The following is a 25,342-nucleotide window of genomic DNA, read 5'->3' as shown; positions in this document are numbered from 1 at the left end:
AATAAATTTTAAAAGATTTGTATGTTATAAGATTTTTGCGGAAAATGTGAGCATAGCAACTATTCCGCATTATCATAATTTGATTTGACAAAGGAGATAAGCAAATGCCGAATAGAATAAGGCTCAGCCAGATATAATATATTGTCCAATTTGAGTCAATTCAGCTTCCCATTATCCATATAATATTTATAAGTGAAAAGTTCTTGCATTATTCAATTATCTGGTGTCAATAGTTAAATATTAATTTGTGGCGTATGACAATATTCCAGTTAACTAAAAGCTTGTTGTTATTTAACTTACCTTGGTGCAAACGCGGCACTCTTTGCGCCCCTGGCAGGCGTTACTGCCGTCCCGGGGATTAGGGGCCGCGGGCGAAGCCGGCAAGCCTGTTGGATGAGGTCAGGAGGTGCACCCGACCCGACCTGCGGGGGTTGAGGAAAGATTAGTGGACAAACCCATGTTGCTCTCCGCTCGCGCGGAATTTTGAGCGTCATAGCAAAGTTCTCCGAATACCACGGTTGATAAATACACTGCTTCCGTTTCTTCCAGGCGTTGCCTAATGATTTTATCACCGGCCATTAAAGCAATGACAATATTGGTATCCAATAAATATTTACCATTCGGCATAATCTATTTTTTCACATCCATCTTGAATTGCCAAAGTCATTTTTTCCAGGTCTTCTTTATCAATAGCTCCAATGAACTTCAGTAATTCTTTACCACTGAATTCTTTAGAAGGTGAGCTAAATGATTTAATATACTGCAACACTTTTTTCTGTTGTTCAGGGGTAAGCGTTAGTAAATGATTTTGAATTTCTTTTAATACTGCTGACTCCATAATTACCCCTCCCATCTAATAACATTTATTTACTATATTGTATCCTAACCCTTTGCTAAAAGACAATAACTGAAGACTGCCATATGTCTGGACATTGGTTTGCCAACCCATTATGATTGTCTTGACGAAAGTCATAAGGGAAGAGGGAAACTGGCTGTGGAGGCCTATGGGTTTCCCTCTTCTGCTTTTTTCGCCATGAAAGAGGGTATGCGATTATTACAGGACCTGTTCAAAGAGATGGACCGGCGCAAGGAAAAATAAAATAACTCGGCCAGTCAGCCGAGTCCTTCAAAAGTTAAATTCAGTTTGTATATCATCATCACTATGTGTGGTATTCGGTGTGGTGTCGGAGGCGGGACTTGTCCTAAAAGCCTCACTACTGAAATGGATTTAAACTTATAGTTTTACTAAAGAAATACCGGACTAGCTCCGGTATTTCTTTTGTCGATTTTGAAAAAACTCAATATGGCGGTCTGAAAACCTGTTCGTGAGTACCGACGTTTCTCAGTTGAATAGTATCTTCCGAAAAACTTAACGTAATCCTAATAGACATATTCACACTGGCTTCCCAAATATCTTTCGTTCCTTGTACTCTTTTTAGACGTAATGAAGGGTGGCTGGGGTTTATAACCATAACTTGGAGAGTTTTGTCTACTTGTAAACGTATCGCTCGATCAAGTTTTTTATACGACCGAACAAATCTATTAGTTAGCTCAAGATTGAACATTTTTTCTCTCCGCTAGCTTATTCTGCTTGCTCATGTAAAAATTTTAGGGCATCATTAACATTTTTGAACCGGTGAACCCGACCTGCGGCTATATCTTCGTCAGCCTCTTTTTCTGCAGCTTGCCATTCGGGTGTCCAGTACCAGGATTGATTGCTGAATATAGCTTCCTCATCCAGTCTTCGGGCAAGCTCAATTTTTTCGGTTGGCGACAAACTTTTAATTTCCTTAATTAGTCGTTCGATATTAGCGGCCATCAACAACACCTCTCATAGTTAAAATATTATACCATATCCTGTAATTTAGAACAATAACGACAAGGCTTACGCTTTGTTGTTTTTATTTTCCCATATATATCGAAATCGAAGGAGTGTCTTATAATGGTTGATCAAGCCAAGATATAATGGATAAAGAAATTTGAACAATAAAACGGCCTTTTTTAAGGTGTACAATGATGCCATGAGAAAAACATATTCAGGAGAGTTTAAAGCAAAGGTTGTACTGGAAATTTTCAAGGAAGAAAAAACCATTTCTCAAATTGCTTCGGAGTACGGCATTCTTTAGCATTAGCAGGCCCACGGTACAAAAATACATGCGGGAGATGGGGATATCCAAAAACACAACAATCATGTATTAAAATTAGCCTTACTTAACTTGTCAAGATAAAATGAAAACAATAATTAACTAACCGCCTATACAACAGCTTTACCTCTTCCAACCTGGTTATGGCTTCTTCGGGAGTAGACCCGTGAATTTTCCAGCCAGGCAAATCCTTATGCTCGGCCAGCCATTCCCCGCCGGCCAACTTGGTTATAACAACAGGGTATTTAATATTCATGTATGCTTCACTTCGATGAGCTTGAGCAGGAAAAAGAAAAACTGACCATTAATAAGCCAGTTCTCGAAAAAATTGATGTATTACGATTAAAAGAATACATTGAAAGTCTTGACCAAGTTCTAGCACAAGGAACCAACCGGGAACGCAGAGAATTCATACGTACATTTATACGCCGAATGGAATTTGATCCTACTGCAAGCCGTATTACGATTTACTGGTATGCGGACCCGGTTCAGGTTCAAAGCACCGAAATTTCAACACACAATAATGTGCGGTTTTTAACTGGTGTCGGAGGCGGGACTTGAACCCGCACGGTTGCCCATACGCCCCTCAAACGTACGCGTCTGCCGATTCCGCCACTCCGACATTGTGTCATGCAAGTAAAATTATATGATTTTGCCTCCGGTTTGTCAAGGGTGTAAATCAACCCATTTTCACCATGGTTTATTTTTTATCTCCATAAATCCATGTGTATATTTTATAATTCCAGAGTACTTTTTTCACGAAATGCTTGGTTTCAGGGAAAGGGATGGCATCGATATCTCCGATGCCCCCGGAGATTTTGTTTTCCTTCAGCCACTTGCGCACATTGCCGCGCCCGCCGTTATAGGCGGCCAGCACCATTATCTTGTTGCCGGCGAATTCGTCCTCCAGGTTGGCGATGTACCAGGCACCCAGGCGGATATTGGTTTCGGGGTCAAACAACAGGTCCGGGTGAAAGGGGTGCAGGTTGATCTGCTGGGCGATCCATTGCCCCGTTTCGGGCATTATTTGCATCAGCCCCCGGGCATCCTTGGGGGAAACGGCGTCAGGGTCGAAGCTGCTTTCCGCTTTTATGACGGCGGCCATGAAAAACGGGTCTATGCTGGCCTTGGCGGAATACTCAAATATCATGTCCCTGTAGGGCAAGGGGTAGAAGATTTTCATTATCGAAGTAAAATTTAAAACTGAGGCAACCAGCAAAAGTAAGAAAATAAATCTGAATTTATTAAGCCTGCGCCTCCGGGCGTTCAATATCATCACTCCATATTTGCCGCACTTGTTGCAGGGTTTTTTCAGGGGAACCGCTATTGTCAATAATTCTGTCTGCGTAGGGGATCTTATCTTCCTGCGGCATCTGGGCGGATATGCGCTTGCGCGCCTGCTCGGCGGTGGTATGGTTGCGCGCAATGATTCTTTGCACTTGTATCCGGGGATCGACGGTCACCAGCCATACCCGGTCGACCATTTTATGCATACCCGTCTCAATGAGCAGTGGGGCTTCAATGACCAGCAGGGGGGTGCTGCCGGACCTTTTGTAATCGGCTATCGCTGCGGCGACCCGGGAGCGAATCTCCGGGTGCACAATGGCGTTGAGCCGGGCCAAGGCAGCCGGGTCGTTAAAAACTATTTGCGCCATCAGGGGGCGGTTGAGCGTGCCGTCATTTTTTAAAACTTGCCGCCCGAAACAGGCCACTGTCTTTTGCAGCCCCGGCGTTCCCGGCGCCACCACGTCCCGGGCGACCCGGTCGGTGTCGATAACCGTGGCCCCCATTTCTTGCAGCATGCGGGCCACGCTGCTTTTGCCGCTGCCAATATTTCCGGTTAGTCCCACTACCAGCATTTTTATTCCCCCCAAAAGGCAATTATTAATAATTCTCAGGTTATCTCCTCTGTCCTGCCGCCAGGCGGGAAAAATTTTTGTCCGGCAGGTGCCGGACAGTTTATCAATGATACACTTTGCTATATCAATGTCAATGAATTTTCAACAAACCCAGGGCGATTAGGATGAACCCGGGTAAAGCGGCCACCTTTTGGCTGAGCCGCGAGGCTCCTATCTTCATTCCCGCCTGCAGTCCGAGGTAGGTGAGGATAAAGTGTCCCAGCCCCACCATCAGGGCAGTAAACAATATGTTAAAACCGAGCATGGAAACGGCAAATCCTGCGGCAAAGGCGTCCATTGCCAGCGCCAATCCAAGTAAAACCGCTTCCCGGGGTGAGATGGTGCCGGACCGGTCCAGGTCGGCCCGGGACGGTTCCCGGAGGATCTGAATCACCAGTCCCAGTGCCCGGATGTGGATTTGCAGCACGGGTCCGGGCGCTTCCTGTTCCGGTTCGCTTTTCGGCGCTTCTTTATTTTTCTGCCGGTTTTCCTGCAACGATTGAATCAAAACCCAAAGACCGATGAAAAGTAAAATCGCCCCGCCCAGCCGGTGGGCGAAGGTGGCGGAAAAATAACCGGCCACAGCGTGGCCCAGCACCATGGAGATGGTTATTGCCGCCATGGACATCATGCTGATGATGGCCAGCGAGGTGACGGGTAATTTTATGTTGCGTACCCCGTATGCTACGCCCGCTGCAAAGGAGTCCATGTTCAGCGCCAGTGCGAACATTATTAGAGCGACAAACTCCATTCGACTTTCCCCCCTGTTACCGTGACTTTGCTTCTTTAAATACTATGGCGGGGAAAGTCGAAGTGTGCTTGTGTACGCGCCCGGGCAGCTCCCCGGCGCGCTTACTCTTTTTGGCAGGCGGGGCAGAAATACGAACTGCGGCCCCCCACCTTGAGGCGGGCAATGGGGGTGCCGCAGTACAGGCATTTTTGTCCCTCGCGGTTATAGGCCCGGAGCAACGCCTGGTAACTGCCCGTTCTGCCGTCGCCGTCCACGTAGTCCCGGATCGAGGTGCCCCGGTTTTCGATGCCTTCCTGCAGCACCTCCACGATGGAGCGGTACAGGTTGGCGATTTCCCGGGGCGTGAGGGTGCAGGCCATGCGTTTGGGATTGATACGTGCCCGGTGCAGGGCCTCGTCGGCATAGATATTCCCCAGGCCGGCCAAAAAGGTCTGGTCCAGCAACAGGGATTTGATGCGGACGCGCTTGCGTTTCAGTTCCCGGCGCAAAAAGTCTCTCGAAAACTCTTCTCCCAGTGGTTCCGGGCCTAAATCCTTGAGTCCTTTGACCTGGCCCAAATAGCGTACCGTGGACAGCTGAACGCGCCCGAACTGGCGCATGTCGATAAAGCGCAGTTCACGGTCATTGCTCAGCCGGAAGACTACGTGCGTATGGCGGGGCAGCGGGTCCACGGGTTCTGAATAAACCAGCCGCCCGGTCATGCGCAGGTGGATGATCAGCACTTTTTCACCGGTTAGATGGATCAAAAGATATTTGCCCCGGCGCCCCAGCCGGGAAATTTTGTTTCCCGTAACTTCCATGGCAAATTTGTCCGGCGCGGGATCCCGGATGATTTTGGGCATAAATATTTCCACGCCGGTGATGGTTAAACCAACCAATTTTTTTTCCAGCGTTTTTTTGACCGTTTCCACTTCCGGCAATTCCGGCATATCCATTACACCTTTCTCACGTCATACCAATTGGGACCCACTTTCAGGTCCACCACCAGGGGCACGTCAAGCTGCAGAGCGTTTTCCATGTATTCCTTAACCATATCCTTCACTGTCGGCAGTTCTTCGGGCGGCACGTCAAAGATCAGTTCGTCGTGTACCTGCAGGATCATTTTGGTTTGCAGGCCCCTGTTTTTAAGTTCATTATTTATTCTTACCATGGCCAGCTTAATTATGTCTGCGGCGCTGCCCTGAATGGGCGTATTGATGGCGGTGCGCTCCCCGAAAGCCCTGGTCACCCGGTTGGGGCTCAATATGTCCGGCAGGTAGCGTCGCCGGTTTAAAAGGGTGGTGACATAGCCGTTGTCTTTGGCTTCGGTAATTTTTCGATCGATAAACTTTTTTACTCCCGAGTAGCGGTCAAAATAGCTTTTGATGTATTTGCGGGCCTCGGCCCGGCTCACTTTGATATCACGGGACAGGCCGAAATCGCTGATGCCGTACACGATGCCGAAGTTCACGGCCTTGGCCCTGCCGCGCAGTTCCGGCGTCACTTGTTCCATTGGCAAGTTGAAGACCTCGGCGGCGGTGCGGGTGTGAATATCCTGTCCCTCGTTAAAGGCCTGCACCAGGTTGGGGTCGCCGGACATATGGGCCAGGATGCGCAGTTCGATCTGTGAGTAATCCGCTGCCAGAATAAGGTTGCCCTCCCGGCGGGGTACAAATACTTTTCTGATCCGTCGCCCCTGTTCCAACCGGATGGGAATGTTTTGCAGGTTGGGGTTGGAACTGGACAGGCGGCCCGTGGCGGTGACATCCTGGTGAAAGGTGGTATGAATTCTGCCGGTGGAGGTGTTGATCAGCCCGAACAGTCCGTCTATATAGGTAGATTTTAACTTGGCCAACTGGCGGTATTCCAGGATTTTTTGCACTATGGCGTGGGCGGGGGCCAGTTCCTCCAACACCGAAGCGTCGGTGGAATAACCCGTTTTGGTGCGCTTGAGCACCGGCAGTTTCAATTTTTCAAACAATATATAGCCCAATTGCTTGGGCGAATTGATGTTGAATTGCTCGCCGGCCAGGGCATATATTTCCTTCACAATCATATCAATCTGCCGCCCGGTTTCTCCGGACATATCGGTCAATATTTGGGGATCGACGGCCACTCCCTCGGTTTCCATTTCCGCCAGCACGGATACCAGCGGCAGCTCCACTTCGTAATATAGCCTGTCCATATCGAAGTCCACCAATTTTTGATGCAGGATATCCGCCAAACGCATTATCACATCTGCTCCGGCGGGTAGGGCATCCGGGCCTTGGGGTGGCAATACCAGGTTTAAATAACGCAGGGCCAGGTCGGACAGGCTGTTTTTTGCCGAGCCGGGATTCAACAGGTAGGCGGCCACCCGGACATCAAAATGCAGCCTTTCCATGCGCCGGTTGTGGCGGTGCAGCAGCCAGATGGCTTCTTTGCCGTCATGACAAATTTTTTTAATCCCCGGGGCGGCGCAGATATCCCCCAGGGCATCAATGGCCCGGGGTTGCTCCTGAACCGGCAGAAGGTATACAGCACCGTTTGATAAGGCCATGGCGGCGCCATCAACGCCCTTGCTGCGGGTGCCCGTGACGGCCACGGCCGCCGCCCCTGCTTCGCCGGCCTGGTTTTTTAGGTCTTTTAATTCCGCTGCGGTGAATAAAGTCCGGTACTCCACGCAATAGGTTGCCAGCCCGGGCTGTTCTCCGGCGTCCTGCCGGCCCGGTTTGTCATCCGGCGCGCCGGTTGCGCCCGCCTTTTCAATAATGGCGCGGCTGAGGGCTTTGAATTCCAATTTGCTGAATGCGGCCAGCAGGGCCTGGTAATCCGGACCGGGCCAGCGTAGATTTTCAGGTTTTACATCCAGAGGGACCCGACAGTCAATGGTGGCCAACTCCTTGGACAATGCCGCCTGGTCTTTGTACTGCTCCAGCTTGTTGCGCCAGCGCGCGGGCAATTTTTCTACATCCGCAATTACGTCTTCCAGGGTACCGTGCTCCTGAATCAGTTTCAAGGCTGTTTTTTCGCCAATGCCGGGGACGCCGGGGATATTGTCCGAGGCGTCCCCCATCAGGCCCTTGATATCAATTAATTGCGGCGGGCTGACGCCGTAGCGGTCCCATACTTTGCCCTCATCGTATTCTTCCATTTCCGAAATGCCCTTGTGGGTGAGCAGTACCCGCACCCGCGGGGACACCAGTTGCAGCGCATCGCGGTCGCCGGTAAGCACGATTGCTTCCATACGGTTTTCTTCAGCCATGCGGGTTAAGGTGCCGATAATGTCGTCGGCTTCGTAATTTTCCAGTTCCAGAACGGGGATGCGCATGTGCCGCAAAATTTCTTTTACCAGCGGGAACTGGGACCGCAGTTCGGCCGGGGTGGCCTTGCGCTTGGCTTTGTAATCCGCGTAGCTTGCGTGCCTGAAGGTGGTTTTACTCTTGTCGAAGGCCACGGCAATATAGTTGGGCTCGATTTTTTCCAGCACTTTAAAGAGCATGTTGGTAAAACCAAGTACTGCGTTGGTGACCGTGCCGTCGCTGGTGGAAAGCGGGGGCAAAGCGTGAAAAGCACGGTGGGTCAAGCTGTTTCCATCTATAATCAGCAATAATTTGCGGGACACTCCCGGCACCTGCCTTTGCTTTAGTATTGTTCTTGAAAAATTATACTTCCTGTCTTTTTGTTTTAATCCCAATCATTGTACCATATTTATGCAGCAGAAAAACAGCTGTCAGCACCCCGCGGACTCAAGTAACGTGCGGGTGTGCTTTATATTTGTTTTAATTACTTAACCATCGGCAGCAGGACTTTATGCCGATCGGTAGAAATATTACAGTAAAAGTTGAGGGGGCGGGATGTATGTCCAGGCGTTTGGTGTTCCTGGCTTTAACTTTTTTTATCCTGTTTACATGGATGCGTCCGGCCGGGGCCGTTGAAGACGCGCAAAGCGGGCCTGCTTTGATTCAGGAGACAATGGAATTACTGGAGACACATCATCTTTCCCATCCGGATCCCGCCAAACTTACGGATGGAGCCATTCAGGGCATGTTGGACAGCCTGGACGACCCCTATGCCGAATATTTCAGTGCGGAAGAATTGCAGGGTTTTGCCGATTCCCTGAACGGGGACCTGGTAGGAGTGGGTATAGAAATTCGCGCAGGTGAACAATATCCCTTTGTGGTGGATGTCATACCCGGAACGCCCGCCGCTAAAGGCGGTATTGCAGCGGGTGACCTGATCGTGGCCGTCAACGGGGAAAGTACGGAGGATCTGCCATTGGCCGAGGTGGTGACGCGAATTCGCGGTGTGCTCGACTCGGCGGTGACGCTTACTTTAAGACGCGGCGCACAGGAGTTTGACCTGATTTTACACCGGGCAGCCATTCACGTGCCGCTGGTGGAACAGGACATGCTGGATGGCGGCACGGGCTATATCAAGATTGTTTCTTTCGGTACGCGTACGGCCGAGGAATTTGACGCCGCCATGGCCAGGTTAAAGGCGGACGGCATGCGGAGTTTAATCGTTGACCTGCGTTTTAACGGTGGCGGGTACGTGCTGGAAGCCATTGATATACTGGATAATTTCATTGCTGATGATTCCCTGGCCTTCATTATTGATGACGGGCTGGGGCACCAAGATGAAATCCACACCCAGGGAAAACCCGCCTTCAAAGACCTGCCCGTGGTTGTTCTGGTCAACGGTTTGACGGCCAGCGCTTCGGAAATTTTAGCCGGGGCCTTGCAGGATCACGGTAAAGCCACTCTGGTGGGGGACACCACTTACGGCAAGGGTGTAATGCAGGCGGTGATTCCGCTGAGTACCGGCGGGGCGCTTAAACTAACGGTGTCCAGGTATTTGACGCCTGCTGGCAGGGACATTGATATCGTGGGCTTGACCCCTGATCACTTTGTGCTGGTGCATGATCTGCAAAAAGAAATCGCCTGGCAGTTACTGCACCCGGAAGACGACCCCGACTTGGGGTTTGTGCCGGGTTCCGGTAAAGCGGCGCTAAATAGCCGGGAACTGGATGTAAGCATTGATTTTTTGCAACTGGGCAATGAAAGATACTTGCCCCTGCGCCCGGTGCTGGAGGCTATGCTGTACCAGGTGGCCTGGCAGGACGGGGTGATAAAAATTTTTTCCGGCCGAGAAGAAATACTAACTTTGAATACCTTCAACAGCAGGTGGAATATTCAACCCGGCGCGTTTATCGAGCAAGGAATTAGTTATTTACCCGAGAAAATTTTACCCCAATTGAATATTGATATTAATAAAGAAGGAAATAAAATAGTTTTAACCAGAAGACTTTTCTGAATTCCAGTGGCACGGTTTTGAGCGAAAGGAGGTGTTTTGCAGTGCCGGATAAGCAATGTTCATGCGGTAGCGGCAAGAAAGTAAACGGGTGCTGCGGAGGAAAAGATAACGTAATCGATTTTAACAGGTATCGCTGGTGGCGCGCGGGGCAGCGCCTGCGTAAAAAACTGGCCGAATTTGCCGACAGCGAAGCGTTTCTGGACGAGGCGGCGGTTGCCAGGGAAGGTTTTTTCAGCGTTATGGACCCGGAACTGGCCGATGAAGAAGACGATTTTCTGATCGAACGGTTTTTTGAGTGGTTTATATTTGATTACCGTATCCGGGGACGGACTTTACTGGAATACTACGGCATGGCAGAAGAAACCAGCCCGGAGGAAAAAGAATTATTAAATAAATGGATAAAAGCCAGAAGCTCCGTTTATCAAGTTTTGCGCATTGAAAACGGCGGTGTGGTTGCGCTAAAGGATTTGTTGTCGGGCTGTGAAACAGCGGTCCACGACCGCAACGCCGCCCGGGAACTTGAACCGGGACACATACTGCTGATGCGGGTGCTGCCGGTGGGTGATGATCATGAATTTTCCACCGGCGGGCTGATATTGCCGTCTTTTACTAAAAAATACATTACCAGCCGCATAAAGCTGGACGCCGAATTGTACTGGAGCACGCACGGCGGGCGGGGTAACTGGGACGCCTATTTACGTGACCGGGCCCATGTGCTCAATGCTTTAATCCTGGAGACGGGTTCCATTATCTGGGATCTTCCGGTCAATGCCCATGATGCAGATAGCCTGTCAAGTCCGGAAGAACTTTCATCCAAACTGGCCCAAAAGGTTACCGACATCTTTCTGGATTATTTCTATGATCGTTGGGTTAATGAGCCAATGGATGTGTTACAGGGGAAGACGCCGCTTGAGGCATCCCGGACCAAGTCAGGGCGTCGGAAGTTGCAGACATTGTTGAGTGAACTGCAAAAGGTAGAAAATTTAAGAAAGAGTAAGGGCGAACCCTTTTACGACCTATCCAGGTTATGGCGCAGGCTGCGCCTTTCCAATGAACCGGCGTTGCCCAAATCCGAACGAAAAGGTGGCCGGGCTGATGCCGGTTATGCCCGGGTGGCCGGGTTGATCCGGGACGGGTTGCAAAAATTGGGGTATCGGCCGCGTCAGGTAAAAAGCGCGGTGGAAATCTGGCAGCGGTACTGTCAAATGGAACGTCCCACGTTTAAAAAGCCGGAAGCTTGGGCGGCGGCGGTAATATATACCGTGACCAGGTTGCTGGGCGACAAAACAGTCAACCAAAACGAACTGGCCGCCATGTATGATATCTCAATATCTACTATCTCCAACAATTACCGGGATATCTGTCACGTTTTGCATATAAATGGCAGCAAGGGGGAAATAGAAGCGCCGGAAAAAGAATCGTTTCTGGCGCGCATCCTGGCCGATTTAAAAGCATAAAACTTGCGAGGGGTGTTACTTTCTGGAGATAATTAATATTATACTGGAATTTATAGTACATGAGGTTACCGCATTTATATCCTCGCTGGGTTACTGGGGGATTGCCCTGGGCATGGCCATTGAAAGCGCCAACATACCCCTGCCCAGCGAGGTGATTTTGCCGTTTGGCGGGTACCTGGTTTCCACCGGGCAACTTAATTTTTTTTGGGCCGCCATGGCGGGGACGCTGGGTGGCCTGGCCGGCTCGATAATTTCATATTACATCGGCTACCGGGGGGGCAGGCCTTTTCTGCAGAAGTACGGCCGTTACATCGGTTTTTCGCAAAAACATTTCATACAGGCGGAGGAATGGTTTCACCGCTACGGTGAAGCCACGGTGTTTTTCACCAGGTTGATGCCGGTGGTGCGCACTTTCATATCCCTGCCGGCCGGTATATCGGGCATGAATTTTTACAAGTTTGTGATTTACTCCTTTATCGGCTCGCTGCCCTGGTGTTTTTTCCTTACATACCTGGGGGTTAAACTGGGTGAAAACTGGATAGCCCTGAAACCCTGGTTCCACCGTTTTGATATTCTAATTGTGGTGGTTATTTTAGGTGGACTGATATGGCTGTACGTTATGAACAGGCGACGCAAATATTGATTAATTAAAAAAATGCGAAGGGGTGCATGGTGCATCCCTTCGTATTTTTTCCGGCCCTTTGCCTCATAATACTTTTAATCGGTAACCCCGGGCCCGTATTTCAGCAGTTCGGATACTGTGACCAGTTTGTAGCCCTTTTCCCGCAGGCCGTCAATAACGGTGGGCAGCGCCGCCGGCGTGCGGTCGCAGGTGTCGCTGGCGTGCATCAGGATTATGGCGCCCGGGTGTATCTTATCCAGGACCCGGTCAATTATTTGCTGAACTGATTTTTCCTTTTTCCAGTCCAGGGAGTCGTCGCTCCACTTAATTGATTTGTATCCCAAGTCATTGAGGGTTTTGAGCACCATGTCGTTCCAGTCGCCGTTGGGGGTGCGAATAAGGTTGGGCTCAATGCCGGTTACTTTTTTGATTGATTCGTGGGCAGTCATCACGTTCTTTTTTATCCCTTCCGGGGTAAGCCCGCTGTAGTTGACGTGCTCATTTCCGTGACTGCCGATTTCGTGCCCTTCAGCAGCGATGCGCTTGGGAAACTCCGGGTGCTTCTCCACCCAGGGTCCACTGAGAAAAAATGTGGATTTAACGTTTTTCTCTTTTAATATGTCCAGTACCGGACCGGGCACTTTGGTCCCCCAGCTGATGTCGAAGGTCAGCGCCGCAACCTTTTCGTCCGTCTGTACTTTATAGATGGCGTGCAGTTTAGGTTCAACTTCAGTGGGTACGGTATTTTGCTGCAGCATGATCATGAACAGTCCGGCGGACAGCAAAAGAAGGGCGCCCAAAAAAACGTTGCGTTTGATTTTCTTAAGGTTCAGCAGGTAAATGCGCAATATTTTTCACCTCACAAACGAGCAAGTTCTATAACTATGGATATTTGTAATTAACGGTTGTTATGTATTTAATATGTTGCTTTTCCAAGGTAAAATATACCTAAGGTGGGGATTATTGTTGATCAAGAAAATTATCAAGATTGCTTTTACCATATTTTTTGCTGTTGTCTCTGTTATGTGCCTGATTTGGCCGGCGGCGGCCGATGAATTGAAAATCAATGCCCGGGCGGCGATTTTAATGGACGCTGAAACCGGCCAGGTTTATTTTGCCAAGGACGCCGCCAAGCGCAGGTCGCCCGCCAGTTTAACCAAATTAATGACGGCCATCCTGGCGGTGGAAAACGGCAATCTTAACGACGTGGTTGTAGTCAGCGGCCGGGCGGCTTCGGTTTCCGTGGGTTCCACCATCGGGTTGCGTAAGGGCGACCGCATTACCCTGGGCAATTTGCTCAAGGCGGCGCTGATTACCTCGGCCAATGACGCCACAGTGGCCATTGCCGAACATGTTGGCGGCAACCATGATAATTTTGTGCACCAAATGAACAGAAAGGCTGCTTTGCTGGGCGCTAAGGATACCCGGTTCATCAATACCAACGGTTATTTTAACCCCAAACATTATTCCACTGCTTATGACTTGGGGCTGATTACCCGCTACGCCTTGCAAATACCGCAGATAAACGAGCTGGTTTCCACCAGGGAAGCGGTAGTCAGGTGGATAGAGCCGGAGCGGGAAAAAGAGGTTAAAAATACGAACCGGCTGCTTTTCAGCGAGGATGTGGAAGGCATTGACGGGGTTAAAACGGGCAGTACGGCCAGGGCGGGAAACTGCCTTATTGCTTCGGCCACCAGGGGGGACAGGCGGCTTATCGCGGTGGTGCTGCATGCGGGAAACCGCTACCGGGAGGCCGCCAAGCTGTTGGAGTACGGTTTTTCGGCGGTTCAGCCGGTGGTAATTTTCCCGTCCGGGAAAAAAATGGCTGAAGTGCCCGTTAAAAACGGACTGGCCGGGACGGTGCCGGTGATTGTTGCAGAGCCGGTCCGGGTGCACATGGCTAAAGACCAATTTAAGAACATCAGACTGAACATAAAGTTTATCAATGATGCGCCCGTCGCGCCGGTGCGGGAAGGGCAGTTGCTCGGGCATGCCGTTTTTACCATCAACGGCTACAGGCTGAGCAAGGTGCCTCTGGTAGCATCCCGGGAAGTACCCCCCAGGCCGCTCTTCGCGAGGATTATGTACTGGTTATCGGATTAAAGCTATTTGCGGACCCAGTTGTCATGAGCAAACAGGGGTGATAAACTATGGGAGGGATCAATATGATAACTGCTTAATAATATGGAGGTTATTATAATATGCAATACAGGCTGTTGGGTAAAACAGGGTTAAAGGTTTCGGTCATCGGGTTCGGCGGCATCCCCATTCAGCGGGTTTCGGTGGGTGATGCTTACGCAATAGTAAACAGGGCCTTGGACCTGGGGATTAACTTTATTGATACGGCCAGGGGGTATACGGACAGCGAAGCCAAGCTGGGCGAGGCTTTAAAAGCGAGAAGGAACGAAGTAATAATTGCCACCAAATCCATGGCCAGGACCCGGGAGGGAATGGCCACTGACATTCAAAAAAGCCTGGAGACTATGGGTGTGGACTATATTGACCTGTACCAGTTGCACAACGTCAAGGACAAAGAAGCGCTGGAACAGGTACTTGCCCCGGATGGCGCTTTGGCCGCGCTTAAAGAAGCCCGAAAGGACGGGGTAGTCAAACATATCGGCATTACGGGGCACCTGAAAAACTTTCTTGTGGAGGCGCTGGAGACAGGGGAGTTGGAAACCGTGCAATTCCCCTTTAATGCCGTGGAAACGAGCGGGGCGGAAGAGTTGATCAACCTAGCCCGGGAAAAAAATGCCGGCATTATTGTTATGAAACCGCTGGCCGGGGGGGCCATCAGGGAGGCGGGTCCGGCTTTGCGCTATTTACTGGAGCACGCCGTATCCACCGTAATTCCGGGCATGGATTCCGTGCAGCAAGTGGAGGAAAACGCGCAGGTCGGCCGGGAACTGCGGCCTTTGACCGCCGATGAAAGAAAGGTGTTGGAAGAAGAGACCGGGACACTGGGGGATGCTTTTTGCAGACGCTGTGAATACTGCCAACCCTGCCCCCAGGCCATTGACATCCCCACGGTGTTTCTGTTGGACGGCTATTATACCAGGTATGGCCTGCAGGGCTGGGCCATGGAGCGTTACCGCGGCATGAAAACTAAAGCGGATGCGTGTATTGAATGCGGTGAGTGCGAAGAAAAATGCCCCTACAACCTGCCCATCCGCCGGATGCTGGCGGAGGCCGCGTCCAGGCTGGGTTAAAAATACCAGGCTGTTCTGTGATTATTAGTCCTTGACATTTGGTGCGCTTTGTTGCATAATAAGTGTTGCAGCGGACAACGGCAGGCTGTTCAAACAGAACGCTTGCCTGTATTTTACGGGTGCATAGCTCAGGGGGAGAGCACTTCCTTGACGCGGAAGGGGCCGTAGGTTCAATTCCTACTGCACCCACCAATCAAAAACGGGTTTTAGAGAATAAAAATTCTCTAAAACCTTTTTTTGATGACTGATTGGGGTCTCAATTTGTAGATAGTGCAATTATCAGGCAGGTATTGGCAAAATATTGTCGAAATACCTTCTGGGTGAGTGGCATGCATCGGAAAGAAATAAATGAAATCATAACCTATACACGGCAAGAACTCTACCAGGTTAGAATTCAGCTGATGCAATGCGCTGATTTCGTAGAAGCTTGGGAACTCAGGTGCAGGCTCAAGGAACTTCGCTTAAAAATTTTTTGGTACTTGGACATACTGGAATGGGAAGGAAGCAACAAAGTTTTGCCTTTCACCAAGTTCGTGTTAAAATTTAAATAACTAATACCCTGGGGGTAAAAAATATGCTTGACAACCAGCTAATGATTTTTGTCACCGTTGCGGAAAAAAAAACTTTTCCCGGGCAGCGGAAACTTTGAACATTTCGCAACCGGCCATTAGCCAGAATATCCACGCTCTGGAAGATTATTACGGGGCCAAGCTTTTTGAGCGGTCCAGCAAAAAAGTTGAATTAACCCAGGCGGGTGCCACCCTGTACAGCTACGCTACGGAAATTCTGGAATTACACAGGATAGCCAAGCGGGCCGTGTCGGACCTGGTGGAACTGGTCACCGGGAAGTTGACCATCGGGGCGAGTTTTACCGTGGGGGAATATGTATTGCCCAGGCTTTTGGCCGCCTTTACCAGGAAATACCCGGACGTCAAGTTTTCCGTCAATATCGGCAATACCGAATACGTGCACGAACATGCCAGGGAAAACAGCATCGATATCGGGCTGGTAGAAGGTCTGGTTGAGGACCCGCAACTGGAAATAACCAAGTTTTTGGATGATGAATTGATTTTGATTGTATCCAAAAATCATCCTCTGGCCGGCGCTTCGATAAACCCGGAAGAAATAGCCGTTAAATTAAAGGATGTGCCGTTTATTATCCGGGAGGAGGGCTCCGGGACCAGGCTGGCGGTGGAACAAGCCCTGGAAAGGTTGCATTTTAATCCGTCCAATACCATAACCCTGGGCAGCACCCAGGCCATCAAAGAGGCGGTGGAGGCCAACCTGGGCATCACCATGTTGTCCAAGTGGACACTGCGCAAGGAATTAAAACTGGGTTCCATCAAACCGATCAGGTGCTGTAACCCCATAACCCGTGGTTTTTACCTGCTGCTCCACAAAGAAAAATTCCAATCCCGGGCCTGCGCGGAATTCGCCAAATTCATTCTGGATCAGGACCTGACACCTATTTTGGCCTAAAAATAAGGAAGCAAAAAGGGGACTGGCTCCGGTAAAAGGGGACTGGCTCCGATTCGTTTTGTGAATTGGTGCCTGTCCCCCTTTTACGGAGCCTGTCCCCTATTTTTGCTTTTTTAGCCGATTCTGACCCCGAACACGTTATGTGACCACGCCCGGCGTGCGCAATCAGGGCATACGTCTTTACCGTGATAAGCCGGGCGCAGGTTGTCTTTTATTTGCCCGCTTATGAAATCGAGATGTTTGGCAGTGGCAAAAGCCCGCTCGCACACCCGGCAGGAAACCAGCTCCAGGCGGCTCATCAAGCTGCCGCACATGCGCATCTCCCTGAAACCGTCCCTGTCTTCCAGGGTAATGGCGCCGGTGGGGCAGTTTACGGAGCAGGTGCCGCAGCCCAGGCACCGTTCTTCCGGGTAATGGAAATCGGTTTCAGCTTCTTCGCTGCCGCAGACATAACCTAATTTCAGGGCCTGGACCCCTACCTGGCTTTGGCAGGTGTTCACGCAGTTGCCACAGGCGGTACACATGTCGCAGCGCAGGCACCGGGCCGCTTCAGCCGAGGCGGCCTCATCGCCGGCGCACCGGACGATTTCCGCGAAGGTGCCCTGCTTATCCTTGTCATACAGGCTGTGCACGTCAACCTGTCCGGCGGAAGATTTCTGCCTGGCAGTGGTTTGCAGAGGCGGCAGGCTAGGCCTTTTTACAGGATATTTGATGCCGGCCGAGGGCTTTTGTCCCCGTAAGTAGGCGTGGATGGCGGCGGCGGCTCGCTTCCCGGCGGCAATGGCCTTGATGGCGGAGGCAGGTCCCGTTACCGCGTCGCCCCCGGCAAAAACTCCCGGCAGGGAAGTTTCCATGGTGTCCGGGTTCACCATGATGCGGTTTTTCTGGACGCTTATTGCTGCGGCCCGGTCATCTCCGGTTAGAAAAGACAGGTCGGGTTGCTGGCCGGTGGCGAAAATAATCATATCCGCTTCCATTTTGAACTTTGAATCGTCCACCGGTACCGGTTTGCGCCGGCCGCCGGCATCGGGCGCGCTCAAAGTGTTGCGCAAACATACCAGGTGGGTAACCCTGCTGTCGGCTCCCTCCAGAGCTGTGGGGGAGACAAGAAAATCAAAAGCAACGCCCTCTTTTTCTGCATCTATTATTTCTTCCGGCAGTGCCGGCATTTCTTCCCGGGTCCGCCGGTAAACGACCCGCACTGCCCGGGCCCCCAGGCGCAGGGAGACGCGGGCCGCGTCAATGGCCACGTTTCCGCCGCCGACCACCAGCACTTGCTTGCCGTTGAGGTCTACTTCTTTAAGATTGACGTTCCGGTTCAAAGCCCGGTTGACTGAGGTCAAGAAAGAGATGCCGTCCAGCACGCCCTCCAACTTCCGGGGATTGGGGACGGGCAGCGTTCCTTTCCAGGCCCCCGTGCCCAGGAATACGGCGGCATAGCCCTGTTCTTTTAATTTCATTAGGCCATTTTCCCCGGCAATGGGGGTGTTAAGCTTAATTTCCACTCCCAAGGCTTTTATTTTGTCAATTTCATCCCGGAGCACCTGCCGGGGGAGCCTATAGGGGGGTATGCCGTAAGCCAGCATCCCCCCGGGCTCGGGCATGGCTTCAAATATAGTGACACCGTACCCCTGGCGGGCCAGGAAATAGGCGGCGGAAAGCCCGGCCGGGCCGGCTCCGATAACGGCGATTTTTTCACCATATCTTTTTTCTTGTGGGGAAGGGGTAACGCTGCCGTTTTCAATTGCCCTGTCGTAAGCTACCCTTTTCAATGTGCAAATGGAAACCGGCTCGTCAATTGCCGACCTCCGGCAGGCCCTTTCGCAGGGATGTTCACAGATGCGCCCGAGGCTCCCCGGCAGGGGCACGTCAGCCAAAATTACATTTAATGCATCCGCATATTTTCCCATGCCCACCAGGGTTACATAGTTGGGGATGTCAAGGCCGGCGGGGCAGGCCGCCTGGCATGGTGCCAGAACCAGCCGGGGGCATTCCGCGGCGGGGCAGACCCTGTTTTCGATATGTACCGTAAAATCATCTTTATATTGCTGCAAATATTCTTTAACTTTTTCGGCCAGCCCCTTGCCCCGGCCGCACTGGCACAAGTTGTTGACTTTATCTGTCAGTTCGTTAATGACATCCAGCGCGCTGGGGGATGCCTTTCCTTCTCTAATCCCGGCAATGTAGTCCAGCATGGCATGGAAATAACGGCGGCATACACTGCAATATTTTTGTTCAGCAATAAATGTTCTTAACCAATATTCCGCTTGTTTAACCGGGCAACCTTTCATAGTCATTAAGACACTTCCTTACGGCGGTTTTGGTTGGCAACCAGGTCATGCGCATACCGGACGCGTTTAGTTTCCGGTACGTTTTCTGCCAGGCCGAAGCTTAAAGAGCCGGTGGGACAGGCGGTAGCGCAGGCCGGCTTCATTCCGGCGTCAATGCGATCCATGCAGAAATCGCATTTTACCGCTTTTCCCCTTTGGGCATCCCACTGGGGCGCGCTCCAGGGACAAGCTATAATGCAGCTCTTACAGCCGGCGCAGCGGCTGTGATCAATATATACCACGCCGTCTTCGGCTCGCTGTTGGATGGCGCCGTTGGGGCATGCGGGCACGCACCAGGGGTCCGCACAGTGGAAACAGGAAATGAAAATGTAGCTTGCTTTGGGCGTGCCGTCTGTTTTTACCGGTCCCACGTCAATTATTTGGCTGGGTTTGGGGCCTGTGCCCAAACCTTTGTTGATTTTACACTGGACTTGGCAACTGCGGCAGGAGATACATTTTTTCTCATCCTGGAAAAGGGCATAAATGCTCATTTATACAGCCTCCCTGAAAAAGTTCCGAATTTCGGTCAACTGTTGGTAAATTAGGTAATAACCCCAAAATTAATTAACTGGCCGGACGGTGACATATACATGCTGCAGGGCCGGACTACCCCCGATCATGTCGCTGATGTTTTCTTGCAACAGGGTATCGCTGGCACCCTTGCTGAAACACCTGGTTTGGGCGGGCACCCGGCGGCCGAAACCGTGGACCATAAACACCGCCTCGGGATGGATCAGGTCCGTCACGAAGGCCCGGATGGTATCTTTCCCACGGGAAGAAATGACTTCCACCGTTTGGCCGTTTTGAATGTTTAATTTTTCCGCCGCCCGGGAGTTGATCCACAGCAGGTTTTCAGGCATCAATTCATTTAACAAAGGGTTATTCTGCGTGGAAACATGCGTATGGGCGATGTTTCTCCCGATCATCAGGCGGAAATGGCCCTCCGCCGGGGGGTTGACCGGCTCATATACGGGTAAAGAAGGGAAACCGCTTTCCTCCAGCAGGCTGGATATAAATTCAATTTTACCGGACGGTGTTTTAAATTTAAGGCCGTTTCTACGCTCCCATAAAATGGGTTCCTCGGTCAGAGTTACAAATCCCGTGGTCGCAAAATCCTCCACGGTAATGCCGGTGCCCTCCAGCTGGTAAGCCCACAGGTCCTCCAGGGAATTGTATGGGAAAAACTGCCCGATACCCAGTCTTTCCGCCAGTTTCTTGATAATTTCCCAGCCCGGTTTGGTGTCATGGCGGGGCGAAACCGCCGGTTTTCGCATAAACAGGGCGGGCTTTAAACCATTGACCTCTTGGATGGAATCCCCTCTTTCCAGGTAGATGGATTCAGGTAAGATAACGTCGGCCTGCCAGGCCGTTTCGCTGAAGTTGATGTCAATGGCGACGATAAAGTCCAGGTTGTTGAAGGCTCGCTTGGTATATTCGTAGTCAGGAATGGAGAGCAGCGGATCGTGCCGCCAGACGATCAAACCCTTGACGGGGTAAGGGTCTTCCTCCAGAATGACTTTCGGAAGCAACTGTACCACGCCGTTCGCCGGGTCGGGGGTGGGCAGTTGAGGTGTCCCCGCTCCGTCGCACCTTGCTTCGTTTACCGGAGGCAATTGCTGGTCGGTTAATTTGCGCAGCGGCAATTTGCCGGCATCTTTGGCTCCCTTTTTGAAAAATATCCCGCCGGGGGCTTCGATGCTGCCCATCAGGGCGTTTAACATGATAATTGATCTTCTGACATAAATTTCGTTTGTGTAATGGGCCGAGCGGTAGCCATAATGAAAGATTACCGCGGGTTTGGCCGTGCCGGCCGCGCGGGCCAGCGACACAATTTCCCGGGCCGGGATGCCGGTTTCCTGTTCCGCCCACTGTGGGGTGTAGGGCTGCACAAAATCTTTCAGTGCCTCGAAACCAATTACCCATCGGCTGACATACTCCTTATCGTAAAGACCTTCCTTGATGATTACATGCATCAGCGCATAGTTCAGGGCTAGGTCGGTACCGGGCCGGATCATTAAATATTTATCAGCTTTTGTGGCGGTAACGGTTATCCTGGGGTCAATGTAAGTGAGCCTGGCGCCTTTCTCCATGGCTTTAGTCAGTTGTTTAACCGCTTTCAATTCAAAGGATTCAAAGTAATTGCGCCCGTATAAAATCACGTGTTTGGTCCTGGCCAGGTCCACTCCCACGCCGGCATCGGTATAGCCGGTCAAGGACCGGAAGGCCGTATTCAACGATCCCTTGCAGCAGGCATCATGGGTGAAATAGTTCGGGGACCCGATGGCGCGCATGAAAGTTTTGCTGATATGCGAGTTGAGGTGCGCCCTTTCCGTTAGGGCTATGGCGCGGGCCCCGTAATTGTCTTTGATCTCTTGTAGTTTTTCAGCTACGTAGTCCAGCGCTTCCTCCCAGGTGACCTCGCGCCATTGTCCGGAGCCCCGTGGACCTGTGCGTAGCAAGGGTTTCTCAAGCCTTTGGTTATCGTTTAAAAGGCTTACTCCGGCGGCCCCTTTGGGGCAGATGCTGCCTTCAATCCCCGGAGCGTGGGGATTGCCTTCTATCAGTTTCACATCATCATTTTCTACCATAACTTTAATTGGACATCTTACCGTACACATCAAACAAATACTGAATACATCCTGCATGGGCTGTCTTCCTCCCCCCCCTTGTGTATAACCGGCTGTTATCTCGTTTATAATCAACCATTATCAAAAAAATAACAGATAATTGCCAATTCCAATGTCAGGGTGAGGACAGGCAAATTGTCTTTTTCGGGACAGAATATCATGTTCTCTCATAAACGCCGCCCCTTGGCTGGCGATTATTAAATTACCGGGCATGTTCACGTTGTTTTTTGACCATACTTGTAGCACAAACAGGTTGCCGTATATCGTTTTTCAGCCGCACATATAATGTTACATAAAGGGAGTGAGCTCGTAATGGCGCAGTGCATATCCATCGGCACCGCATACCGGAAGGATCTGCTGAAAGATAATCTGTGCCGGGAACTCTGGGCGTTAAAAAATAAAGGAGCAGCCGTTCGTCTGGAAGAAAGCCCGGCGGGGGGCGGGCTCACTTTTTTGGCCTGCTGCATTTCCGGCACAGGCCAGGTGGAACCGGTGTTCAAGCAGCAAATAGCCGGCGTGATAACGAACCTGATAATAAGTGAGTGGGAAGATAAGCTGCTCAGGGATATCATTAGAACGCATTATTATTATTTTGACGATGATGAAAAATGCACTATTTATAAGCATGCCCAGCAAAAATTAAATTTTAATGTCCAAAAAAAGGAAAAAAATAAGCTGTGGATACTGAACAGGCTGACCGAATATCTTACTTCCAATAGTGACATTGTTATTGACGGCTTTATCCGTTTCAGGCTCAAGGAATATGTTAATTCGCTATATGATGTGGCCGATGAGGCCGTTGACGATTTTTTAAGCGAGCGGGAATATAATGAATTTATCCAGCTATTAAGGTATTTTGTGGAGATACAGGAACCCCGGGTGGATTTGATCAATGTTGTTTTATGCTGCGACGGTGTTTTCAAGCTATACGATGAAAAGGGCGAGGTCATTAACAGCGACTACCTGCATGATTTCATGATGGATCTTACCGATAATGAGATAAATTACGAAGATTTACTGATCAGTGCATTAATTACCATTGCTCCCGGCCATATTAAAATTCACCCGGGTAGCGGTAAAATACCTGCGGGGACCATGGACACCATCAGCAAGGTATTCGCCGGGCGGGTTTCCCGGTGTGAAGGCTGCGCCTTATGCAGTAGCAATAACAACTGAATATTGTCTTATGTTGACAATTGCGGGCCGGTTAAATATAATAACTTTTGAAATACATGTGCAAATGGTAATGATGAGGATAGTAGGTTCTTGCCGGTTCACAGAGAGAAGGCGCCGGCGGCTGAAAGCGCCTTTGTTTGCGGGAGAACTGAAGACCACCTTTGAACTGCTGTGTTGAAATGGAAGTAGGCACGGCCGGCCGGCACCGTTACCCGCTATGAGAGAAGCCCTGATTATTGGGCTTAAACAGGGTGGAACCGTGGGATAGAATATCTCGCCCCTGGCGCAATGCCGGGGGTTTTTAATTTTTAGAAAGGGGTTTGGGAAATGATCAATGTTACCTTGAAGGATGGTTCGGTGCGACGGTACGAGCCAGGTACATCACTATTGGAAATAGCCAAAGATATCAGTCCCAGGCTGGCCAAGGAAGTTCTGGTGGCCAGGGTTAACGGCAAGCTTACCGATTTAAACGCCAAACTCGGCGAAGATGCCGAGGTAGAGTTCTTCACCTTTGACAGTGAGGAAGGCAGGGACGTATTTCGGCACAGCGCCGCGCACGTAATGGCCCAGGCCGTGCAAAAGCTTTTCCCGGGCAGCAGGCTGGCCATCGGCCCGGCTATTGCCAATGGCTTCTATTATGACTTTGATGCGCCGCAAAGCTTTACACCCGAGCAGCTGGAAAAAATTGAGGCGGAAATGAACAAAATAATCAAGCAAGACCTGCCATTCAGCCGGGTGGAACTGTCCCGGGAAGAAGCGCTGCAAAAGTTCAACGAAAGAGGGGAACATTATAAAATTGAGTTAATTAACGACCTTCCGGAGGACTCGGCCATATCTTGCTACCGGCAGGGCGATTTCGAGGACCTGTGTGCCGGTCCGCACGTGCCGTCCACGGGCCGGCTCAAGGCAGTGAAACTGCTCAACGTGGCCGGGGCGTACTGGCGGGGAGACGAGCGCAACAAAATGCTGCAGCGCATTTACGGCACCGCGTTCCCCAAAAAATCGCTGTTGGAGGAGCACCTGCACCGACTGGAAGAAGCCAGGCGCCGGGACCACCGCAAACTGGGCGCGGAACTGGACCTGTTCAGCATTCAAGAGGAAGGACCCGGGTTCCCCTTCTTCCACCCCAAAGGGATGATACTGCGTAACGAGCTGGAAAAATTCTGGCACGAAGAGCACAAGCGGCGGGGTTATGATGAAATACGCACCCCGGTAATCCTCAGCCGCGCGCTGTGGGAGCAAAGCGGCCACTGGGACCATTACCGGGAAAATATGTACTTTACCAAGATTGATGAAGGTGATTACGCCATTAAGCCCATGAACTGTCCCGGCAGTATGCTGGTATACAAGAGCCGGTTGCACAGTTATCGCGAATTGCCCATTCGCATGGCGGAGTTGGGCCTGGTGCACCGGCACGAACTATCCGGTGTGCTGCACGGGTTGATGCGCGTGCGCTGCTTCACCCAGGACGATGCGCACATCTTCATGCTGCCATCCCAGGTGAAGGATGAGATTCTCGGGGTTATTGATCTGGTAAACGATTTCTACCGGGTATTTGGTTTTGACTACCACGTGGAGCTGTCCACCAGGCCGGAAAAGGCCATGGGCTCGGACGAAATCTGGGAACTGGCCACGGATGCCCTGCGGGAGGCTCTGGAAACCCGTGGCCTGCCCTACAAGGTAAATGAAGGAGATGGCGCTTTTTACGGGCCCAAAATTGACTTTCACCTGGAAGACTGCCTTGGTAGAACCTGGCAGTGCGGCACCATCCAGCTGGATTTCCAAATGCCGGAGAAATTTGATTTGACTTATGTGGGCGAGGACGGCCAGAAACACCGCCCGGTGATGATTCACCGCGTGGTATTCGGCAGTATCGAGCGGTTTATCGGCATATTAACCGAGCACTTTGCCGGAGCCTTCCCCACCTGGCTGGCCCCGGTGCAGGTGAAGGTGCTGCCCATCACTGACCGGCACCTGGAATACGCGCACAAAGTGGTTGACAGGCTGGCGGAAAAGGATATCCGGGTGGAACTGGACGCCCGTAACGAAAAGGTGAATTACAAGATCAGGGAAGCCCAGGCGCAGAAGATTCCCTATATGCTGGTGGTGGGCGACCGGGAAGCCGAGGCCGGTGCCGTGGCGGTGCGCCACCGCAGCAAGGGTGACCTGGGCGCGATCGTGCTGGATGAGTTTATGGCGTACCTGGAGAAGGAGATTAAGGAGAAGGCGATTTAGTATGCTTTTCCGGAAATAGTTGACGGCCCCGGGCTGTGGTGTTATAATGACTTAGAATTGTATACTATACCCAAGTAGAAGCCACTCGCTTCTCACCTTACGACGTCAATTGGACTGTCCAAGGGTCATTGATAAGTTCT

At 51.1% G+C, this 25,342-nt stretch carries 21 protein-coding genes, 2 tRNA genes, 2 pseudogenes and 1 other annotated feature; of the genes and pseudogenes, 11 read left to right on the top strand and 14 right to left on the bottom strand.

From position 1 onward, the window contains the following. Positions 1 to 399: 399 nt before the first annotated feature. The 3 genes from BM299_RS15235 to BM299_RS15225 form a co-directional block, all read right to left on the bottom strand. Positions 400 to 627 carry a PIN domain-containing protein gene (locus BM299_RS15235; protein WP_092486275.1) on the bottom strand — a complete coding sequence of 76 codons (228 nt, stop codon included), beginning with the start codon at positions 625 to 627 and terminating at the stop codon, positions 400 to 402. Next, positions 614 to 838, bottom strand: coding sequence for a hypothetical protein (locus tag BM299_RS15230; protein WP_092486272.1), 225 nt, complete (start codon positions 836 to 838; stop codon positions 614 to 616). Before BM299_RS15230 ends, BM299_RS15235 begins: the two co-directional genes overlap by 14 nt. Positions 839 to 1,582: 744 nt before the next feature. Further along, positions 1,583 to 1,819 (bottom strand): hypothetical protein, encoded by a 237-nt coding sequence (locus tag BM299_RS15225; protein ID WP_092486269.1) that lies wholly within the window; start codon positions 1,817 to 1,819, stop codon positions 1,583 to 1,585. 202 nt (positions 1,820 to 2,021) lie between these two features. Here BM299_RS15225 and BM299_RS18950 point away from each other — a divergent pair. Continuing rightward, a pseudogene (locus BM299_RS18950) lies at positions 2,022 to 2,120 on the top strand (transposase); the annotation flags it as partial. A 91-nt stretch (positions 2,121 to 2,211) separates the two neighbouring features. Here BM299_RS18950 and BM299_RS15220 read toward each other — a convergent pair. Then, positions 2,212 to 2,400, bottom strand: a complete 189-nt coding sequence (locus BM299_RS15220) for a type II toxin-antitoxin system HicB family antitoxin (protein WP_092486266.1) — start codon at positions 2,398 to 2,400, stop codon at positions 2,212 to 2,214. Between the two features lie 2 nt (positions 2,401 to 2,402). Here BM299_RS15220 and BM299_RS15215 point away from each other — a divergent pair, with 2 nt between their 5' ends. Beyond that, a complete protein-coding gene (locus tag BM299_RS15215; RefSeq protein WP_092486263.1) occupies positions 2,403 to 2,705 on the top strand; it encodes a hypothetical protein in 303 nt (100 codons plus the stop codon). On the opposite strand, the gene BM299_RS15210 is transcribed toward BM299_RS15215, so the two are convergent. The 6 genes and pseudogenes from BM299_RS15210 to polA all read right to left on the bottom strand — a co-directional run bounded on the left by BM299_RS15210 (position 2,684) and on the right by polA (position 8,376). Further along, positions 2,684 to 2,766 (bottom strand) — tRNA-Leu (locus BM299_RS15210). The two genes, BM299_RS15215 and BM299_RS15210, sit on opposite strands and share 22 nt — an antisense overlap. A gap of 78 nt (positions 2,767 to 2,844) precedes the next feature. Further along, positions 2,845 to 3,420, bottom strand: a complete 576-nt coding sequence (locus tag BM299_RS15205) for a lytic transglycosylase domain-containing protein (RefSeq protein ID WP_165608365.1) — start codon at positions 3,418 to 3,420, stop codon at positions 2,845 to 2,847. Further along, the gene (coaE, locus tag BM299_RS15200; protein ID WP_207545205.1) at positions 3,389 to 4,003 is read right to left on the bottom strand and encodes a dephospho-CoA kinase; all 615 of its coding nucleotides are present in this window, start codon (positions 4,001 to 4,003) and stop codon (positions 3,389 to 3,391) included. Before coaE ends, BM299_RS15205 begins: the two co-directional genes overlap by 32 nt. 130 nt (positions 4,004 to 4,133) lie before the next feature. After that, a pseudogene (gene ytaF, locus BM299_RS15195) lies at positions 4,134 to 4,799 on the bottom strand (sporulation membrane protein YtaF); the annotation flags it as partial. Between the two features lie 95 nt (positions 4,800 to 4,894). Continuing rightward, on the bottom strand, positions 4,895 to 5,722 hold the full coding sequence (mutM, locus tag BM299_RS15190) for a bifunctional DNA-formamidopyrimidine glycosylase/DNA-(apurinic or apyrimidinic site) lyase (RefSeq protein ID WP_092486300.1): 828 nt from the start codon (positions 5,720 to 5,722) through the stop codon (positions 4,895 to 4,897). A 5-nt stretch (positions 5,723 to 5,727) separates the two neighbouring features. Continuing rightward, on the bottom strand, positions 5,728 to 8,376 hold the full coding sequence (polA, locus tag BM299_RS15185; protein ID WP_092486254.1) for a DNA polymerase I: 2,649 nt from the start codon (positions 8,374 to 8,376) through the stop codon (positions 5,728 to 5,730). 236 nt (positions 8,377 to 8,612) lie between these two features. Between polA and BM299_RS15180 the strand changes: the two genes are divergently transcribed. The 3 genes from BM299_RS15180 to BM299_RS15170 are packed head-to-tail and all read left to right on the top strand — an operon-like array spanning position 8,613 to position 12,167. Continuing rightward, a complete protein-coding gene (locus BM299_RS15180; protein WP_165608363.1) occupies positions 8,613 to 10,067 on the top strand; it encodes a S41 family peptidase in 1,455 nt (484 codons plus the stop codon). 41 nt (positions 10,068 to 10,108) lie between these two features. After that, entirely contained in the window at positions 10,109 to 11,524 is a 1,416-nt protein-coding gene (locus BM299_RS15175) for a cyclin family protein (RefSeq protein ID WP_092486248.1), read from the top strand. Positions 11,525 to 11,546: 22 nt separating this feature from the next. After that, the gene (locus BM299_RS15170) at positions 11,547 to 12,167 is read left to right on the top strand and encodes a DedA family protein (RefSeq protein WP_092486245.1); all 621 of its coding nucleotides are present in this window, start codon (positions 11,547 to 11,549) and stop codon (positions 12,165 to 12,167) included. A gap of 74 nt (positions 12,168 to 12,241) precedes the next feature. On the opposite strand, the gene pdaB is transcribed toward BM299_RS15170, so the two are convergent. Next, positions 12,242 to 12,994, bottom strand: a complete 753-nt coding sequence (pdaB, locus tag BM299_RS15165) for a polysaccharide deacetylase family sporulation protein PdaB (protein ID WP_092486242.1) — start codon at positions 12,992 to 12,994, stop codon at positions 12,242 to 12,244. A gap of 118 nt (positions 12,995 to 13,112) precedes the next feature. Between pdaB and BM299_RS15160 the strand changes: the two genes are divergently transcribed. The 4 genes from BM299_RS15160 to BM299_RS15140 all read left to right on the top strand — a co-directional run bounded on the left by BM299_RS15160 (position 13,113) and on the right by BM299_RS15140 (position 16,834). Then, on the top strand, positions 13,113 to 14,249 hold the full coding sequence (locus tag BM299_RS15160; RefSeq protein ID WP_245779808.1) for a D-alanyl-D-alanine carboxypeptidase family protein: 1,137 nt from the start codon (positions 13,113 to 13,115) through the stop codon (positions 14,247 to 14,249). A 98-nt stretch (positions 14,250 to 14,347) separates the two neighbouring features. Further along, positions 14,348 to 15,355 carry an aldo/keto reductase gene (locus BM299_RS15155; RefSeq protein WP_092486239.1) on the top strand — a complete coding sequence of 336 codons (1,008 nt, stop codon included), beginning with the start codon at positions 14,348 to 14,350 and terminating at the stop codon, positions 15,353 to 15,355. 117 nt (positions 15,356 to 15,472) lie between these two features. Continuing rightward, positions 15,473 to 15,547: transfer RNA gene (locus BM299_RS15150), tRNA-Val, on the top strand. A gap of 453 nt (positions 15,548 to 16,000) precedes the next feature. After that, positions 16,001 to 16,834: a LysR family transcriptional regulator gene (locus BM299_RS15140; RefSeq protein WP_114340139.1), complete on the top strand. Its 834-nt coding sequence runs from the start codon at positions 16,001 to 16,003 to the stop codon at positions 16,832 to 16,834. Between the two features lie 113 nt (positions 16,835 to 16,947). Here BM299_RS15140 and BM299_RS15135 read toward each other — a convergent pair whose 3' ends face one another. From BM299_RS15135 to BM299_RS15125, 3 genes are all read right to left on the bottom strand, one after another. After that, entirely contained in the window at positions 16,948 to 19,131 is a 2,184-nt protein-coding gene (locus BM299_RS15135; RefSeq protein WP_092486233.1) for an FAD-dependent oxidoreductase, read from the bottom strand. After that, on the bottom strand, positions 19,131 to 19,655 hold the full coding sequence (locus BM299_RS15130; RefSeq protein ID WP_092486230.1) for a 4Fe-4S dicluster domain-containing protein: 525 nt from the start codon (positions 19,653 to 19,655) through the stop codon (positions 19,131 to 19,133). The genes BM299_RS15135 and BM299_RS15130 overlap by 1 nt, the downstream gene beginning before the upstream one ends. A gap of 69 nt (positions 19,656 to 19,724) precedes the next feature. Then, positions 19,725 to 21,809: a molybdopterin-dependent oxidoreductase gene (locus tag BM299_RS15125; RefSeq protein ID WP_092486227.1), complete on the bottom strand. Its 2,085-nt coding sequence runs from the start codon at positions 21,807 to 21,809 to the stop codon at positions 19,725 to 19,727. A gap of 294 nt (positions 21,810 to 22,103) precedes the next feature. On the opposite strand from BM299_RS15125, the gene ytxC reads away from it, so the two are divergent. Together ytxC and thrS are read left to right on the top strand one after the other, a co-directional pair. Continuing rightward, the gene (gene ytxC / locus BM299_RS15120; protein ID WP_092486225.1) at positions 22,104 to 22,967 is read left to right on the top strand and encodes a putative sporulation protein YtxC; all 864 of its coding nucleotides are present in this window, start codon (positions 22,104 to 22,106) and stop codon (positions 22,965 to 22,967) included. 61 nt (positions 22,968 to 23,028) lie between these two features. After that, positions 23,029 to 23,252 (top strand) — a binding site (T-box leader). A 42-nt stretch (positions 23,253 to 23,294) separates the two neighbouring features. Further along, on the top strand, positions 23,295 to 25,202 hold the full coding sequence (thrS, locus tag BM299_RS15115; RefSeq protein ID WP_092486222.1) for a threonine--tRNA ligase: 1,908 nt from the start codon (positions 23,295 to 23,297) through the stop codon (positions 25,200 to 25,202). Positions 25,203 to 25,342: the final 140 nt, after the last annotated feature.

Origin of the sequence: Desulfoscipio geothermicus DSM 3669 (assembly GCF_900115975.1) — a bacterium.
Classification (GTDB): Bacteria; Bacillota; Desulfotomaculia; order Desulfotomaculales; family Desulfallaceae; genus Desulfoscipio; species Desulfoscipio geothermicus.
The sequence above is the reverse complement of the archived record's forward strand: the minus strand, read 5'-3'. Positions and strand labels throughout refer to the sequence as shown.